Raw genomic sequence first — 15,442 nt, 5'->3', positions numbered from 1 at the left:
CACGCCTACGCGGGGCAACAATCGCCCCTTAGGGGAAGAGAGGGTTGTAGCTTGACTACAGGAGGGCCCCGGGATGGGCCATCCTGTAGTGGTTTTTCGTTTGAATGCGGGGGAGAGGGCTCACTCGCCGGTCAGCGAGAGGCGCATATTGCGATGCGGTATGCCGGCGTCGAGGAACTCGGGGCCATGCGCCGCGAAGCCGAGGCGCTCGTAGAAGGGCAGGGCGTGGGTCTGGGAGGCGAGCGCCACGCCGGGGTGGCCGTGGCGGCGGGCAGCCTCGATGGCGGCGCGCATCAGCGCCGCCCCGATACCGTGGCCACGGGCCTCGACGAGCACCGCGACCCGGCCGATATGGGCATCCGGCAGCAGGCGGGCGGTGCCCACCGGACGGCCCGCCAGCAAGGCGAGGAAGTGGTGGCAGTCGCCGTCGCGACCGTCCCACTCCTCCTCCCGGGAGACCCCCTGCTCCTCGATGAAGACCACCCGACGGATCTCGGTGGCTTCGGCTCCCAGCGCCTCCCAGCTCCCCTCGCGAATCTCTAGATTAGCTATTGGCATCTTTCAGCTCTCCTCATGCTCGAGGCTCGGGGCTGATCCGGTGGCAGGCCGTCGAGAAGGCGCTGTGAATACATCCCTGTACGCTACCGACGCCATCCATGGCGTAGGACCTCCTCTCTGGCCTGCCCCCGGCGCCCCTTGCACCTGGGGCTGGCTACTCGTCGAACTCATCCGTCCAGGCCAGGCTACCGGCGTCGAGCAGCGCGGCGAGCAGCACCTCGGCCCCCTCGTGGGCGAGCAGCTCGGCATCCAGCGCCGCCTCTGAAGCGATCAGCCGCGCCAGGGGCTGGGCGCACTCGGCGCCATCGCCGTCGGCGAAGAGGGTGGCGCGCCCCTCGCCCAGGGCGTGCCAGGCGAAGCGCGAGCCCGGGGGGCGCACCAGCTCCTCGCCCTGCTGTAGGGCGGCGACAAGGTCCGCCGGGTCGGTGGGCGTCTCGTTGGCCACCAGCTGGTCGGCGTACTTGGGCTGGGTCATCACCCGCCCAAACCACTGGGCGAGGCGGGCGGGGTCGTCCAGGGTGTCGAGGATCAGGCGGCGCATGCGCTCGACGGCGGCGTCATCGAGCTCGCCGGGATCGGCGGGCGGGGCCATGCCGGCGTCGGCGTAGCGCAGCGAGTCGGGCAGCTTGTCGCCGAGGAAGTCGGCGAAGGAGACGATCGCCTCGTCCGCCGAGGGCGCGCGGAAGCCCACCGAGAGGGTCAGGCAGTCGTCGGACTGGCTGACGCCGTGGTGGGCCCAGCCCGGGGGCAGGTAGAGCATGTCGCCCGGTTCCAGCACCCAGTCGTCGCCGGCCTCCACCTCGAAGCGCTCGAGGATGCGCAGGTCGATGCCGGGGATGATCGCGGCATCATCCGCGACCCGGCCGCCCAGCTGCCAGCGGCGCCGGCCGCTGCCCTGGAGCAGGAAGACGTCGTACTGGTCGACATGGGGCCCGACGCTGCCTCCCGGCGGGGCGTAGCTGACCATGACGTCGTCGAGCCGCCAGCGGGGCAGGAAGGCGAAGCGCTCGAGCAGCTCGGCCACCTCCGGCACATAGTGGTCGACGGCCTGCACCAGCAGGGTCCAGTCGCGGTCGGGCAGGGCGGCGAAGGTGGCCTCGTCGAAGGGGCCGTGGCGCACCTGCCAGGGACCATCCGCGCCGCGCTCCTCCACCAGGCGTGCCTCGATGCCCTCCTCACAGGCGAGCCCGGCGAGCTCGTCGGGGGAGAGCGGGCATTCGAAGTCGGCGAAGGCGCCGCGGATCAGCAGCGGCCGGCGCTGCCAGACATCGCCCAGGAACTCGGCCGGGGTCAGGCCGCCGAGCATGGCCAGCTGGGTGTCGGGGCTCATAGGCTCCTCGCCTGCGCTTCGGCGTTGCCGATATAGGTCGCGGGGCTCAGCGCCTTGAGTTCGGCCTTGACCTCATCGGGCAGCGCCAGGGTGTCGATAAAGGCGGCGAAGCCGGCCTGGTCGATGCGCTTGCCGCGGGTCAGCTCCTTGAGCTTCTCGTAGGGCTTCTCGATGCCGTAGCGGCGCATCACCGTCTGGATCGGCTCGGCCAGTACCTCCCAGCTGGCGTCGAGATCCTCGGCGATGCGCTCGGGGTTGGCCTCGAGCTTGCCGATGCCCTTGAGCGCGGCCTCGTAGGCGATCAGGCCGTAGGCCAGGCCCACGCCCAGGTTCCTGAGCACCGTGGAGTCGGTGAGGTCACGCTGCCAGCGCGAGATCGGCAGCTTCTGGGCCAGGTGGCCGAGCACCGCGTTGGCGAGCCCCAGGTTGCCCTCGGAGTTCTCGAAGTCGATGGGGTTGACCTTGTGGGGCATGGTGGAGGAGCCGATCTCGCCCTCCACGGTCTTCTGCTTGAAGTAGCCCAGCGAGATGTAGCCCCAGACGTCGCGGTCGAAGTCGATCAGCACGGTGTTGAAGCGGCACACGGCGTCGAACAGCTCGGCGATGTAGTCGTGGGGCTCGATCTGGGTGGTGTAGGGGTTGAAGGTCAGCCCCAGCCCCTCGACGAAGGTGCGGGCGTTGGCCTGCCAGTCGACCTCCGGGTAGGTGGCGAGGTGCGCGTTGTAGTTGCCCACCGCACCGTTGATCTTGCCGAGTATCTCCACCCCCTCGATCAGCGTGAGCTGGCGGCGCAGGCGATAGGCGACGTTGGCCATCTCCTTGCCCAGGGTGGTGGGGCTGGCGGTCTGGCCGTGGGTGCGCGAGAGCATCGGCAGCGCGGCGTGCTCATGGGCCAGGCGGGCGACCTGGTCGGCCACTTCGTGCATCACCGGCAGCAGGGCCTTGAGGCCATCGGTGAGCATCACGCCGTGGGAGAGGTTGTTGATGTCCTCGCTGGTACAGGCGAAGTGCACGAACTCGGTGATGGCATGCAGCTCCGGGACCTCGGCGATGCGCTCCTTGAGGAAGTACTCCACCGCCTTGACGTCGTGGTTGGTGGTGCGCTCGATGGTCTTGATGCGCTCGGCGTCTGCCACCGAGAAGTCGCGGATCAGCCCCTCGAGGAAGGCGGTGGCCTCGGCGGAGAGCGGCGGCACCTCGGTGACGCCGGGCAGCTCGGCCAGGCGCTCGAGCCAGCGGATCTCGACGATGACCCGGGCGCGGATCAGGCCGAACTCGCTGAAGTGCTCGCGCAGGCGTTCGGCCTTGGCGCCGTAGCGGCCGTCGACGGGGGAGAGGGCGGTAAGGGCGGACAGGGGCAGGGCGTGCATGGGCGTGTTCCGGTTCGTGAGGACGTGGGGCATCGTGGGGGAGCGGCTCAACCGAGTCGGTCCAGGGTCTTCTTCAGGGCGCCGCGCTGGGCGATCAGCTTCCAGCGCCGGCCGCCCTGCTGGTGCCACAGCAGGGCGAAGCGAATGCCGGCCAGCAGGCAGGCGCGCACCCGCTCGGGCATCATGCGACTCTGCAGCAGCGAGGGGTCGCCCTGCACCACGATGCGGGTCTTGAAGGTGGAGAGTGTCTCCTGGTAGGCCTCGCCGAGGCTGGCGATGACGTTCTCGTGGGTCTCGCCGAAGTGCTCGGCCTGGCCCTGGATGCGGGTCAGCTTCTCGCCCAGGGCGTCCATCATCGCGGTGTGGCGGCGCAGCTTGTTCATCAGCAGCAGCAGGGTGAAGCCGTAGCGCAGCACCACCGGGTTGGCCTGCTTGCGGCCGATGACGCTCTCCAGCACCTCCAGGCCGCGCCGCAGGTTGTTGGGGTGGCCGCCGTAGATCGCCTCGAAGCTCTCGGGGTTGGTATCCAGGGTGGCGCGGATCAGGGTGTCCCAGGCGCGCTGGTCGACCTGGCCGGTACGAGCCAGCTCGTCGACCAGGCTGGCGGCCTGGAAGACGCCGGCAAGGGCCAGGGCCTGGCGGGTGACGGGATCGTCGGGAACGCGGTGGATCGGCGTGGAGGCGGTCATGCGGCGACCTCCGCGGCGTTCCAGGTCTCGCGGATGACCCCGCCGCCCAGGCAGATCTCGCCGTCGTAGAGCACCAGCGACTGCCCGGGGGTGACGGCGCGCTGGGGCTCCATGAAGCGCACCTCCACGCCACCGTCCGGCCGGGTGCGGAAGGTGCAGGGGACATCGGCCTGGCGGTAGCGGGTCTTGGCGGTGAGGCGGCCCGCGGCCATCGGCGCCTCGCCGGCGACCCACTCCATGGCCTCGGTGGCCAGGCTGTCGGTGTAGAGCAGCGGGTGGTGCTTGCCCTGCACGGCGACGAGCACGTTGCGTTCGAGGTCCTTGGCAGCCACGTACCAGGGCGCCTCGGGATGGTCGGGCAGCCCGCCGATGCCGAGCCCCTGGCGCTGGCCCAGGGTGTAGTACATCAGGCCCATGTGCTCGCCGATCACCTCACCCTCGGGGGTCTCGATCACCCCGGGCTGGGCGGGCAGGTACTGCCGCAGGAAGTCGCGGAAGCGCCGCTCGCCGATGAAGCAGATGCCGGTGGAGTCCTTCTTCCTGGCGGTCACCAGGTCATGGCGCTCGGCGATGGCGCGCACCTCGGGCTTCTCAAGCTCACCCACCGGGAAGAGGGTGCGGGCGATGGCGGCCTCGGGCACGGCGTGCAGGAAGTAGCTCTGGTCCTTGTTGGCGTCGAGGCCCTTGAGCAGCCGCGGGCGGCCGCCGCGGATCCCCTGGCGAACATAGTGGCCGGTGGCGATCTTCTCGGCGCCGAGCATCTCGGCGTACTCCAGGAACACCTTGAACTTGATCTCGCGGTTGCAGAGGATGTCCGGGTTCGGTGTGCGCCCGGCCTGGTACTCGGCGAGGAAGTGCTCGAAGACGTTGTCCCAGTACTCGGCGGCGAAGTTGGCGGTGTGCAGCCGGATGCCGAGCTTCTCGCACACGGCCTCGGCGTCGGCCAGATCGGCCTTGGCGGTGCAGTACTCGGTGCCGTCGTCCTCGTCCCAGTTCTTCATGAACAGGCCCTCGACGTCGTAGCCCTGCTCGAGCAGCAGCAGGGCGGAGACGGAGGAGTCGACGCCGCCGGACATGCCGACGATCACCTTGCCTGGGGTGGCGGTCATGGGCGCCCTCGGAATCGGTGTGACATAAATGGGGCGGGATTATACATGATACGAGCACCAGGCGCCGAGCGGTCAGCCACAAGGAGCAGGGCGGTCGCAGGTGGAAACACCGATCAAGGCTTTCCCGGCGACAGGCCTGCGAGGGGGCGCTGTGAATACGTCCCTGTACGCTACCGATGCCATCCCTGGCATAGGCCCCCCTCTTCGACCTGTCCCCGGCGCCTTTCGCTATCCCCGCATGGTTGACTGCTATAGCCCTGCCGGCTCGTGATCCGGTGCTCGTGCGCGAGGCGCGGCTAGCGTTCGTGAATCACGTCCATGGGATAGAAGCGTCCGGCCAGGGCGTCGCGGATGCGGCGCAGCACCAGGGGGCTTCTCAGCCGCCCATCGCGCTCCAGTGCCTCGATCTGCTCCAGGGTCAGCCAGTGCACGGCATGGATCGCCGGGTCCAGGGCGTTGCCCATATGGGCCAGGGCCATGCCGAGGAAGGCGTGGCTATGGAAGGTCTTGCCGTCCGGGGCCTGGTAGACGTAGATGCCCAGGTAGTCGCTGATGCCGACCCGCCAGGCGGTCTCCTCCTCTACCTCGCGCAGCACGGCGTCGCGGATCCGCTCACCGGGCTCCAGGTGGCCGGCGGGCTGGTTGAACAGCGTCTGCGGGCCGCCGCGCTCCTCCTCCACCATCAGGAAGGCACCGGCGCGCTCCACCACGCAGGCCACGGTGACATAGGGGTGCCAGCGGCTCATCGCCTGCCGCCTTTTCCTCTTGCCGGATGCCGAGCGCTCTTCGCTCGGGGCTGGCGCGGGGCGTGCAGCGTCTCGCGGCGCCACTCGCCAGGGGCCAGGCCGTCGAGCCGCCAGGGGCCGATGGCCACCCGCACCAGGCGCAGGGTGGGGTGGCCCACCCGAGCGGTCATGCGCCGCACCTGGCGGTTGCGCCCCTCGGTGATGGTCAGCTCCAGCCAGGTGGTGACCGGGTGGCGCCGGGGATCCACCGGCGGGTCGCGCTCGGGCAGGTCACTCTGGGCCAGGCGGCGCACCTTCGCCGGCCGGGTCATGCCGTCCTTGAGGGCGACGCCGTCGCGCAACGCCTGCAGGGCGGCCTCATCGGGGTCGCCCTCCACCTGCACCCGGTAGGTCTTGGGCTGCTTGTGGCGCGGGTGGCTGATGCGGTGGATCAGCTCGCCGTCGTCGCTGAGCAGCAGCAGACCCTCGGAGTCGTGGTCCAGACGGCCGGCGGGGTAGATGCCGGGCACGTCGATCACGTCGGCCAGGGTGGCGCGGCGTTCGCCGTCCTCGCTCCGCGGGTCGGTGAACTGGGAGAGCATGCGGTAGGGCTTGTGCAGCAGGTAGAGGTTCATCGCGGGCATCCCTTCATGTCGAGCACTATGCCATGCCCGGTGCCATAACGCAGCGGCTCCCGTCTGCCTGGCGGCGGACGGGAGCCGGTAAGGCCGCCCGGAGGCGGCGGTCGCCGAGGCGACGGATCAGGCGTTGGCGACCAGTGCCAGGGCCTCGTTGAGGGTCTTGCTGGGACGCATCACCGAGCGGGCGAGCGTCGGGTCGGCATGGTAGTAGCCCTTGAGGTCCACCGGCTGGCCCTGCACGCCGTTGAGCTCCTCCATGATGGTCGCCTCCTTGGCAACGAGGGTCTCGGCCAGGCGGGCGAAGCGCTCCTTGAGGCCGGCGTCCTTGTCCTGGGCGGCCAGCGCCTCGGCCCAGTAGAGGGCCAGGTAGAAGTGGCTGCCGCGGTTGTCGATCTCGCCCACCTTGCGCGACGGCGACTTGTTCTCCTCGAGGAAGCGGCCGGTGGCCTTGTCCAGTGCGTCGGCCATCAGCGCGGCGCGCTCGTTGTCGAAGGCCTTGGCGAGGTGCTCCAGGGAGGCACCCAGGGCCAGGAACTCGCCCAGGCTGTCCCAGCGCAGGTGGTTCTCCTCGAGCAGCTGCTGGACGTGCTTGGGCGCGGAGCCGCCGGCGCCGGTCTCGAACAGGCCGCCACCCTCCATCAGGGGCACGATGGAGAGCATCTTGGCGCTGGTGCCCAGCTCCAGGATCGGGAAGAGGTCGGTGAGGTAGTCACGCAGGATGTTGCCGGTCACCGAGATGGTGTCGAGGCCGCGCACCACGCGCTCCAGGGTGTAGCGCATGGCGCGCACCTGGGACATGATCTGGATGTCGAGCCCCTCGGTGTCGTGCTCCGCGAGGTAGGTGCGGACCTTCTTGATCAGCTCGTTCTCGTGGGGACGATAGGGGTCGAGCCAGAACACCGCCGGCATGCCGGAGTCGCGGCAGCGGTTCACGGCGAGCTTGACCCAGTCGCGGATCGGCGCGTCCTTGACCTGGCACATGCGCCAGATGTCGCCCTCCTCGACGTTCTGGGTGAGCAGCACCTCGCCGGTGTCCAGGTCGGTGATGTTGGCCACCCCGGCCTCCGGCACCTCGAAGGTCTTGTCGTGGGAGCCGTACTCCTCGGCCTTCTGGGCCATCAGGCCGACGTTGGGCACGGTGCCCATGGTGGCCGGGTCGAAGGCGCCGTGCCACTTGCAGAAGTTGATCATCTCCTGGTAGATGCGGGCGAAGGTGGACTCCGGCATCACCGCCTTGACGTCCTTCATGCGACCATCGGCGCCGTACATCTTGCCGCCGGCGCGGATCATGGCGGGCATCGAGGCGTCGACGATCACGTCGCTGGGCGAGTGGAAGTTGGTGATGCCGCGTGCCGAGTCGACCATCGCCAGCTCCGGGCGCTCGTCGTGGCAGGCGTGCAGGTCGCGGACGATCTCGTCACGCTGGGCCTCGGGCAGGGTGTCCAGCTTCTCGTAGAGGTTGGCCATGCCGTTGTTGACGTCGACGCCCAGCTCGTCGAACAGCGCGCCGTGCTTCTCGAAGGCCTCCTTGTAGAACATCCGCACGCAGTGGCCGAAAACGATGGGGTGCGAGACCTTCATCATGGTGGCCTTGACGTGCAGCGAGAACATCACGCCGGTCTTGCGGGCATCCTCGATCTCGCGCTCGTAGAACGCGAGCAGCGCCTTCTTGCTCATGAACATGCTGTCGATGACCTCGCCATCCTGCAGCTCGACGCGGGGCTTGAGCACCCGGGTCTCACCACTGGCGGTGATCAGCTCCATCTTCACGTTGCGGGCGCGATCCAGGGTCATCGACTTCTCGCCGTGATAGAAGTCGCCGCCGTGCATGTGCGAGACATGGGTGCGTGAGGCCTGGCTCCACTCGCCCATGTGGTGCGGGTACTTGCGGGCGTACTCCTTGACCGCCTTGGGGGCGCGACGGTCGGAGTTACCCTCGCGCAGCACCGGGTTGACGGCGCTGCCCTTGGTCCGGTCGTAGCGCGCCTTGATGTCACGCTCCTCGTCGTTTGCCGGCTCGTCCGGGTAGTCCGGCAGCGGGTAGCCCTGGCCCTGCAGCTCCTTGATCGCCGCACGCAGCTGCGGCATGGAGGCGCTGATGTTGGGCAGCTTGATGATGTTGGCCTCCGGCGTCTTGGCCAGGTCGCCCAGCTCGGCCAGGTGGTCCTCGACGCGTCTGTCGTCGCCCAGGTAGTCGGGGAACTGGCAGAGGATCCGCGCCGCCAGGGAGATGTCGCGAGTCTCCACCTCGATGCCGGCGGCATCGGTGAAGGCGTCGATGATCGGCAGCAGCGAGTGGGTCGCCAGCGCAGGCGCTTCGTCGGTGAACGTGTAGATAATCTTCGGCGTTTTGGACATGGTAGCGTTGATCTCTCTGGTCACAGCGGAGGCGTGGGGACCGCGTCACGTCGCTGGCTCCCCGGCTGGCGGGTGATCCTAGCAGGATTGTCGACAAATGTCCCGGCCTCCTTACTCCCCTCGGGAGGGCGGTGCTATACTCCCGGCTCCATTGAACAGACCAGCACGGGAGTTCGCCATGGGGTATCAGAAGATCGTCGTTCCCGAGAGTGGCCAGAAGATCACCGCCAACGCCGACAACACCCTGAACGTGCCGAACCAGCCGATCATCCCGTATATCGAGGGTGATGGCATCGGTGTCGACGTCACCCCGGCGATGATGATCGCCATCGACGCCGCCGTGGAGAAGGCCTACAACGGCGAGCGCAGGATCCACTGGATGGAGGTCTACGCCGGCGAGAAGGCCACCCAGGTCTACGACGCCGACACCTGGCTGCCGGAGGAGACCCTGGAGGCCGTCAAGGAGTACATCGTCTCCATCAAGGGACCGCTGACCACCCCGGTGGGTGGTGGCATCCGCTCGCTGAACGTCGCCCTGCGCCAGAAGCTCGACCTCTACGTCTGCCAGCGTCCGGTGCGCTGGTTCGAGGGGGTGCCGAGCCCGGTGAAGAAGCCTGCCGACGTCGACATGGTGATCTTCCGCGAGAACTCCGAGGACATCTACGCCGGCATCGAGTGGAAGGCCGGCACGCCGGAGGCCGACAAGGTCATCAGGTTCCTGCGCGAGGAGATGGGGGTTACCAACATCCGCTTCCCGGAGAACTGCGGCATCGGCGTCAAGCCTGTCTCCGTGGAGGGCACCAAGCGCCTGGTGCGCCAGGCCCTGCAGTACACCATCGACAACGACCGCGAGTCGCTGACCCTGGTGCACAAGGGCAACATCATGAAGTTCACCGAGGGCGCCTTCAAGGACTGGGGCTATGAGCTTGCCCGCGAGGAGTTCGGCGCCGAGCCACTCGACGGCGGCCCCTGGATGACCATGAAGAACCCGAAGAGCGGCAAGCAGATCGTCATCAAGGACGTGATCGCCGACGCCATGCTGCAGCAGATCCTGCTGCGCCCGGCCGAGTACGACGTGATCGCCACCCTGAACCTCAACGGCGACTACCTCTCCGATGCCCTGGCGGCCGAGGTGGGCGGCATCGGCATCGCGCCGGGCGCCAATATCTCCGACACCACCGCCATGTTCGAGGCGACCCACGGCACGGCGCCCAAGTACGCCGGCCAGGACAAGGTCAACCCCGGCTCGCTGATCCTCTCCGCCGAGATGATGCTGCGCCATATGGGCTGGGTCGAGGCGGCCGACCTGGTGCTCAAGGGCATGGAGAAGGCGATCTCCAGGGGCGAGGTCACCTATGACTTCGAGCGCCTGATGGACAATGCCACCCTGCTCAAGTGCTCCGAGTTCGGCCAGGCCGTCGCCGATAACATGTAACGACGTGCCCCCGATCGCCGGCCCCCGTCCGCCGAACCGGCGGGCGGGGGTCGTTGCGTTGAGGCGGGCGCTGAACCCTGCCGGCCCGAAGGCGTCCAATCCTGCTGGATGGACCCGGGATGCCGGCACAGTCGAGACCCCTATTTCCTATGTTCGAGCATGAGTTCGCAGGCGCGGTACGCGGCGGGATGACCCGCCCGCCCGGCACCGAGGAGGACGACGGCCTGGCGGTGCAGACCGCCGAGCCGGAGCTGGCGACGCCACCGATGTACAAGGTGGTGTTGCACAACGATGACTTCACCCCCATGGAGTTCGTGGTGGAGGTGCTGCAGACCTTCTTCCACATGGACAGCGAGACCGCGGTGCAGGTGATGCTGACGGTGCACACGCAGGGCAAGGCCATCTGCGGCATCTTCACCCGTGACATCGCGGAAACCAAAAGCCATCAGGTCAATCAATACGCTAGAGAGTGTCAGCACCCGCTGCTCTCCGACATCGAGGCGGCGGACTGACTCCCCGGACATGGTCGCGACGGGCCGCGCCGGGCTGCCGTTGGCTGGCGAGCTTGCAACGGCGGCGTTTGTGCCCGATGTTGATGATGCCGGACCCGAAAAGATCCGACGCAACGCCCTGGGCGGCAAGAAGGGGACTGCCATGCTGAGCAAAGAACTTGAACTGACCCTGAACACGGCCTTCACCGTGGCGCGCTCCAAGCGTCACGAGTTCATGACCGTGGAGCACCTGCTGCTGGCGCTGCTCGACAACGCCTCCGCGGCGGACGTGCTGCGCGCCTGCGGGGCCAACCTCGACAAGCTGCGGTCCGACCTGCAGGACTTCATCAACTCCACCACGCCGCTGATCCCCGAGGATCAGGCCGACCGCGAGACCCAGCCGACCCTGGGCTTCCAGCGCGTGCTGCAGCGCGCGGTCTTCCACGTGCAGTCCTCCGGCAAGAGCGAGGTGACCGGCGCCAACGTGCTGGTGGCGATCTTCTCCGAGCAGGAGAGCCAGGCGGTCTACTTCCTCAAGCAGCAGAACGTGGCGCGGGTGGACGCCGTCAACTACATCGCCCATGGCATCTCCAAGGTCGCCGGGCATGACCAGGCGCCGTCCTCCGCGGCGAGCGACTCCGAGGAGGCCGAGGAGGGCGGCGAGACGGCCTCCAACCCGCTGACCGGCTACGCCACCAACCTCAACGAGCAGGCCCGCATGGGCAAGATCGACCCGCTGATCGGTCGTGAGCACGAGCTCGAGCGGGTGGTGCAGATCCTGGCCCGGCGGCGCAAGAACAACCCGCTGCTGGTGGGCGAGGCCGGCGTCGGCAAGACCGCCATCGCCGAGGGCCTGGCCAAGCGCATCGTCGAGGAGGACGTGCCCGAGGTGATCGGCGACGCCGTGGTCTACTCCCTGGACATGGGCGCGCTGCTGGCCGGCACCAAGTACCGTGGCGACTTCGAGAAGCGCCTCAAGGCGCTGCTTGCCGAGCTGCGCAAGCAGCAGAACGCCATCCTCTTCATCGACGAGATCCACACCGTGATCGGTGCCGGGGCTGCCTCCGGCGGGGTGATGGACGCCTCCAACCTGCTCAAGCCGCTGCTCTCCTCGGGCGAGCTGCGCTGCATCGGCTCCACCACCTTCCAGGAGTATCGCGGCATCTTCGAGAAGGATCGTGCCCTGGCACGCCGCTTCCAGAAGGTCGACGTGCCGGCACCCTCGGTGGATGACACCATCCGCATCCTCAAGGGGTTGCGTTCGCGCTTCGAGGAGCATCACCAGCTCAAGTACACCGACGGCGCCCTGGAGAGCGCGGCGCGGCTGGCGGATCGCTACATCAACGACCGTCACCTCCCCGACAAGGCGATCGACGTGATCGACGAGGCCGGCGCCCACCAGCGCCTGCTGCCGCCGGAGGTGCGCGTCGACACCATCGACACCGACCAGGTCGAGGCGGTGGTAGCCTCCATCGCGCGCATCCCGCCGAAGAGCGTCTCCAGCTCCGACCGCAAGCTTCTGGAGAACCTCGATCGCGACCTCAAGATGCTGGTGTTCGGCCAGGACGAGGCGATCGACAGCCTCTCGGCGGCGATCAAGCTCTCCCGGGCCGGGCTCAAGTCGCCGGACAAGCCGGTGGGCAGCTTCCTGTTCGCCGGCCCCACCGGGGTGGGCAAGACCGAGGTGGCCCGCCAGCTCTCCCATATCATGGGCATCGAGCTGGTGCGCTTCGACATGTCCGAGTACATGGAGCGCCATACGGTCTCGCGGCTGATCGGCGCCCCCCCGGGTTATGTGGGCTATGACCAGGGTGGCCTGCTCACCGAGGCGATCACCAAGCACCCGCACTGCGTGCTGCTGCTGGACGAGATCGAGAAGGCGCACCCCGAGGTCTTCAACCTGCTGCTGCAGGTGATGGACCACGGCCGGCTCACCGATAACAACGGCCGCGAGGCGGACTTCCGCCACGTGATCTTGATCATGACCTCCAACGCCGGGGTCGAGCAGGCCACGCGGCGCTCCATCGGCTTCCAGACCCAGGACCACTCCACGGACGCCATGGAGGTGATCCGCAAGACCTTCTCGCCGGAGTTCCGCAACCGCCTGGACGGCATCATCCAGTTCCATGCGCTGCCCGGTTCGGTGGTGCGCAGCGTGGTGGACAAGTTCCTGGTGGAGCTGCAGGCTCAGCTCGACGAGAAGCGCGTGCAGCTCGATGTCGACGAGGCGGCGCGGGCCTGGCTGGCGGAGAAGGGCTACGATCCGGACATGGGGGCTCGCCCCATGGCACGCCTGATCCAGGAGAAGCTCAAGAAGCCGCTGGCGGAGATGATCCTGTTCGGCGAGCTCTCCGAGCATGGCGGCGTGGTCCACGTCAGCGTGGAGGCGGGCGAGCTGCACCTCGCCACCGAGTCGGAGATGGCCGACGCGCCCTGACGGCGGCGGGCCCGTGCCCGCCATTCACCCACGACACAGCGCCCTGTCGAGAGACGGGGCGTTGTCGTGTCGGGGCAGGCGTCGCGGAGGGGAGGGCTCGACCGCGGGGATCAGCGGGAGCGGTAGACGATGCGGCCCTTGGTCAGGTCGTAGGGAGTCAGCTCGACCTTGACCTTGTCGCCGGTGAGGATGCGGATGTAGTTCTTGCGCATCTTGCCGGAGATATGCGCGGTGACCACGTGGCCGTTCTCGAGCTCGACGCGGAAGGTGGTGTTGGGAAGGGTGTCGACGACGACGCCTTCCATCTCGATATGGTCTTCACGTGCCATATAGGCGTTTCCTCGCTGTGGGTGAGACGTACAAGAATAGCGCGATATTGTGCCGCATGCCGACCGGCAAGGCAAAGAAAGGGCCAGGGCTATCGCAGATGGAAGTACCGCTCAAGGCTTTCCCGGCGACAGGCCCCGGAGCGCCGGACCGTCGATGGGGCGCTGTGAATACCTCCCTGTACGCTACCGATGCCCTGCGGCGCTCTCGTTTCCTGCTCCGCTTGCAGGGCCGGTGCTGGCCATCCCTGGCCAGCCCGTTCAGAGCCATGCTCCTCACCCCTGGCATAGGACCCCCTCTACGACCTGTCCCCGGCGCCTTTCGCTATCGCCTTTTGGGTAGATGGTATAGGCCTGCGGCGAGGGCCAGGCGATTGCCTCAGGTGGGAATCAGTCGCCGCCAGTGGCGCCCCTCCAGCCGTTCCAGCGGCTGGAAGGCCTGCTTGTAGGCCATCTTGCGGCATTCGCGGATCCAGTAGCCCAGGTAGACGTGGGGCAGGCCGCGTCGCCGGGCCAACTCCACCAGGGTGAGCACCGCGAAGGTGCCCAGCGAGCGGCGCTCCCAGGCGGGGTCCGGGTCGAAGAAGGTGTAGATCGCCGAGAGGCCGTGCTCGAGCTGGTCGAAGGCCGAGACCGCCACCAGCTGTCCTGCCTGGCGCAGCTCCAGTAGCCGCGCATAGGGCTGGTCGAGGGTCAGGAAGGTGCGGTACTGCTCGTGGCTCGGCGGGTACATGTCGCCGTCGGCATGGCGGGTGCGGATGTAGCGCGCATAGAGGGCGTAGTGCTCGGGGTCGAAGATCGCCGGGCGCAGGTGCCGGGTCAGGTCGGCGTTACGCCTGGCCAGGCGCCGCTGGGTGCGGCTGGGGGTGAACTCCGCCACCGGGATGCGCACCGAGATGCAGGCGCTGCAGCCCTCGCAGTGGGGCCGATAGAGGTGGCGCCCGCTGCGCCGGAAGCCGAGCAGCGCCAGGGCATCGTAGACGCCCTGGCCGGGTGACTCCTGAGGATCGAGGAAGAGCGTGGTGGCCTCGCGCCCGGGGAGGTAGCTGCAGGCGTGGGGCACGGTGAGGAAGAAGCGCAGGTCCCGGGTCGGCTGGCGGGGGGTGTTGCTGCTCACGGTGGCTCTCTCCCTGGCTCAGGGCGTTCGGTCATTGGGGCTGGCGGATCCTCGAGGGATGCGAAGGACCAGCAGGCCGGCAGGAAGCGATCCGTCGACGTGGCGTTCTCGTCGGGGCGGCCCAGCCACTCTTCAAGATAGCCGATGAAGGCCTCCCGGGCGATGTCCCGGGCGCCCAGGCTGGCCAGGTGAGCGGTATGCATCTGGCAGTCGATCAGCCGGCCACCGCCGCTCGCCATGGCTCGGGCCAGCCGCACCAGCGCCACCTTGGAGGCGTCCGGCTCCCGCGAGAACATCGACTCGCCGAAGAACACCGGCCCCAGGGCCACGCCGTAGAGCCCGCCCACCAGGCGCTCGCCGCGCCACACCTCCACCGAGTGGGCGGCGCCCAGGGCGTGCAGGTGGCCGTAGGCCTGGCGCATCGCCTCGGTGATCCAGGTGCCGGGCTGGCCATCGCGTGGCCCGGCGCAGGCTGCCACCACGGCATCGAAGGCGCGATCGGCGGTGACGCGAAAGCCGGCGTTGCGCAGTCGCTTGGCCAGGCTGCGGCGCACCCGCAGCTCCTCCGGGCGCAGCACCATGCGCGGGTCGGGGCTCCACCACAGGATCGGCTGGTCGTCGCCGTACCAGGGGAAGATGCCACGGCGGTAGGCGGCCAGCAGCCACTCGGGGGTGAGGGCGCCACCGGCGGCGAGCAGGCCATCGGGGTCGCCAAGGGCCTCCTCCACGGGCGGGAAGTGCACGGGGAAGGGGGGCAGCCAGGGCAGCATGGCAGGGCATCCTTGCGACGATGGCTCCAGTGTGCCGGCGGCGAGGGCGGCGCTCAAGCGCTGGCCACTGTGATGCGGCGGCCGCG

General features: G+C 68.4%; 14 protein-coding genes. 3 read left to right on the top strand and 11 right to left on the bottom strand.

Translation table 11 applies throughout. The features are described from left to right. Positions 1–120: 120 nt before the first annotated feature. The 8 genes from BLP95_RS12575 to BLP95_RS12540 all read right to left on the bottom strand — a co-directional run bounded on the left by BLP95_RS12575 (position 121) and on the right by BLP95_RS12540 (position 8,780). A complete protein-coding gene (locus BLP95_RS12575; RefSeq protein WP_089679897.1) occupies positions 121–558 on the bottom strand; it encodes a GNAT family N-acetyltransferase in 438 nt (145 codons plus the stop codon). A 154-nt stretch (positions 559–712) separates the two neighbouring features. Beyond that, entirely contained in the window at positions 713–1,888 is a 1,176-nt protein-coding gene (locus BLP95_RS12570) for a cupin domain-containing protein (RefSeq protein WP_089679895.1), read from the bottom strand. Continuing rightward, complete coding sequence (gene purB / locus BLP95_RS12565) at positions 1,885–3,249, bottom strand: adenylosuccinate lyase (protein ID WP_089679942.1); 1,365 nt, start codon at positions 3,247–3,249, stop codon at positions 1,885–1,887. Before purB ends, BLP95_RS12570 begins: the two co-directional genes overlap by 4 nt. Positions 3,250–3,305: 56 nt before the next feature. Further along, entirely contained in the window at positions 3,306–3,947 is a 642-nt protein-coding gene (gene hflD / locus BLP95_RS12560) for a high frequency lysogenization protein HflD (protein WP_089679893.1), read from the bottom strand. Continuing rightward, the gene (gene mnmA, locus BLP95_RS12555; RefSeq protein ID WP_089679891.1) at positions 3,944–5,056 is read right to left on the bottom strand and encodes a tRNA 2-thiouridine(34) synthase MnmA; all 1,113 of its coding nucleotides are present in this window, start codon (positions 5,054–5,056) and stop codon (positions 3,944–3,946) included. The genes hflD and mnmA overlap by 4 nt, the downstream gene beginning before the upstream one ends. Positions 5,057–5,352: 296 nt before the next feature. Next, positions 5,353–5,802: an NUDIX hydrolase gene (locus tag BLP95_RS12550; RefSeq protein ID WP_089679890.1), complete on the bottom strand. Its 450-nt coding sequence runs from the start codon at positions 5,800–5,802 to the stop codon at positions 5,353–5,355. Then, complete coding sequence (locus tag BLP95_RS12545; protein ID WP_089679888.1) at positions 5,799–6,416, bottom strand: pseudouridine synthase; 618 nt, start codon at positions 6,414–6,416, stop codon at positions 5,799–5,801. Before BLP95_RS12545 ends, BLP95_RS12550 begins: the two co-directional genes overlap by 4 nt. A gap of 126 nt (positions 6,417–6,542) precedes the next feature. Then, on the bottom strand, positions 6,543–8,780 hold the full coding sequence (locus BLP95_RS12540) for an NADP-dependent isocitrate dehydrogenase (protein WP_089679886.1): 2,238 nt from the start codon (positions 8,778–8,780) through the stop codon (positions 6,543–6,545). 178 nt (positions 8,781–8,958) lie between these two features. Here BLP95_RS12540 and icd point away from each other — a divergent pair, with 178 nt between their 5' ends. From icd to clpA, 3 genes are all read left to right on the top strand, one after another. Beyond that, positions 8,959–10,215, top strand: a complete 1,257-nt coding sequence (gene icd, locus BLP95_RS12535; RefSeq protein ID WP_023005844.1) for an NADP-dependent isocitrate dehydrogenase — start codon at positions 8,959–8,961, stop codon at positions 10,213–10,215. Positions 10,216–10,403: 188 nt separating this feature from the next. Then, complete coding sequence (clpS, locus tag BLP95_RS12530) at positions 10,404–10,727, top strand: ATP-dependent Clp protease adapter ClpS (protein WP_089679940.1); 324 nt, start codon at positions 10,404–10,406, stop codon at positions 10,725–10,727. 142 nt (positions 10,728–10,869) lie between these two features. After that, complete coding sequence (gene clpA, locus BLP95_RS12525) at positions 10,870–13,143, top strand: ATP-dependent Clp protease ATP-binding subunit ClpA (protein WP_089679884.1); 2,274 nt, start codon at positions 10,870–10,872, stop codon at positions 13,141–13,143. A gap of 110 nt (positions 13,144–13,253) precedes the next feature. Here clpA and infA read toward each other — a convergent pair whose 3' ends face one another. From infA to aat, 3 genes are all read right to left on the bottom strand, one after another. Further along, the gene (infA, locus tag BLP95_RS12520; RefSeq protein ID WP_010627817.1) at positions 13,254–13,472 is read right to left on the bottom strand and encodes a translation initiation factor IF-1; all 219 of its coding nucleotides are present in this window, start codon (positions 13,470–13,472) and stop codon (positions 13,254–13,256) included. A 376-nt stretch (positions 13,473–13,848) separates the two neighbouring features. Then, positions 13,849–14,586, bottom strand: coding sequence for an arginyltransferase (locus tag BLP95_RS12515; protein WP_089679882.1), 738 nt, complete (start codon positions 14,584–14,586; stop codon positions 13,849–13,851). Then, positions 14,583–15,356, bottom strand: coding sequence for a leucyl/phenylalanyl-tRNA--protein transferase (aat, locus tag BLP95_RS12510; protein WP_089679880.1), 774 nt, complete (start codon positions 15,354–15,356; stop codon positions 14,583–14,585). The genes BLP95_RS12515 and aat overlap by 4 nt, the downstream gene beginning before the upstream one ends. Positions 15,357–15,442 lie beyond the last annotated feature (86 nt).

This window comes from Halomonas shengliensis (genome assembly GCF_900104135.1).
Classification (GTDB): Bacteria; Pseudomonadota; Gammaproteobacteria; order Pseudomonadales; family Halomonadaceae; genus Halomonas; species Halomonas shengliensis.
Note: the sequence above shows the minus strand (reverse complement) of the source record. Positions and strands in the feature narration are given on the sequence as shown.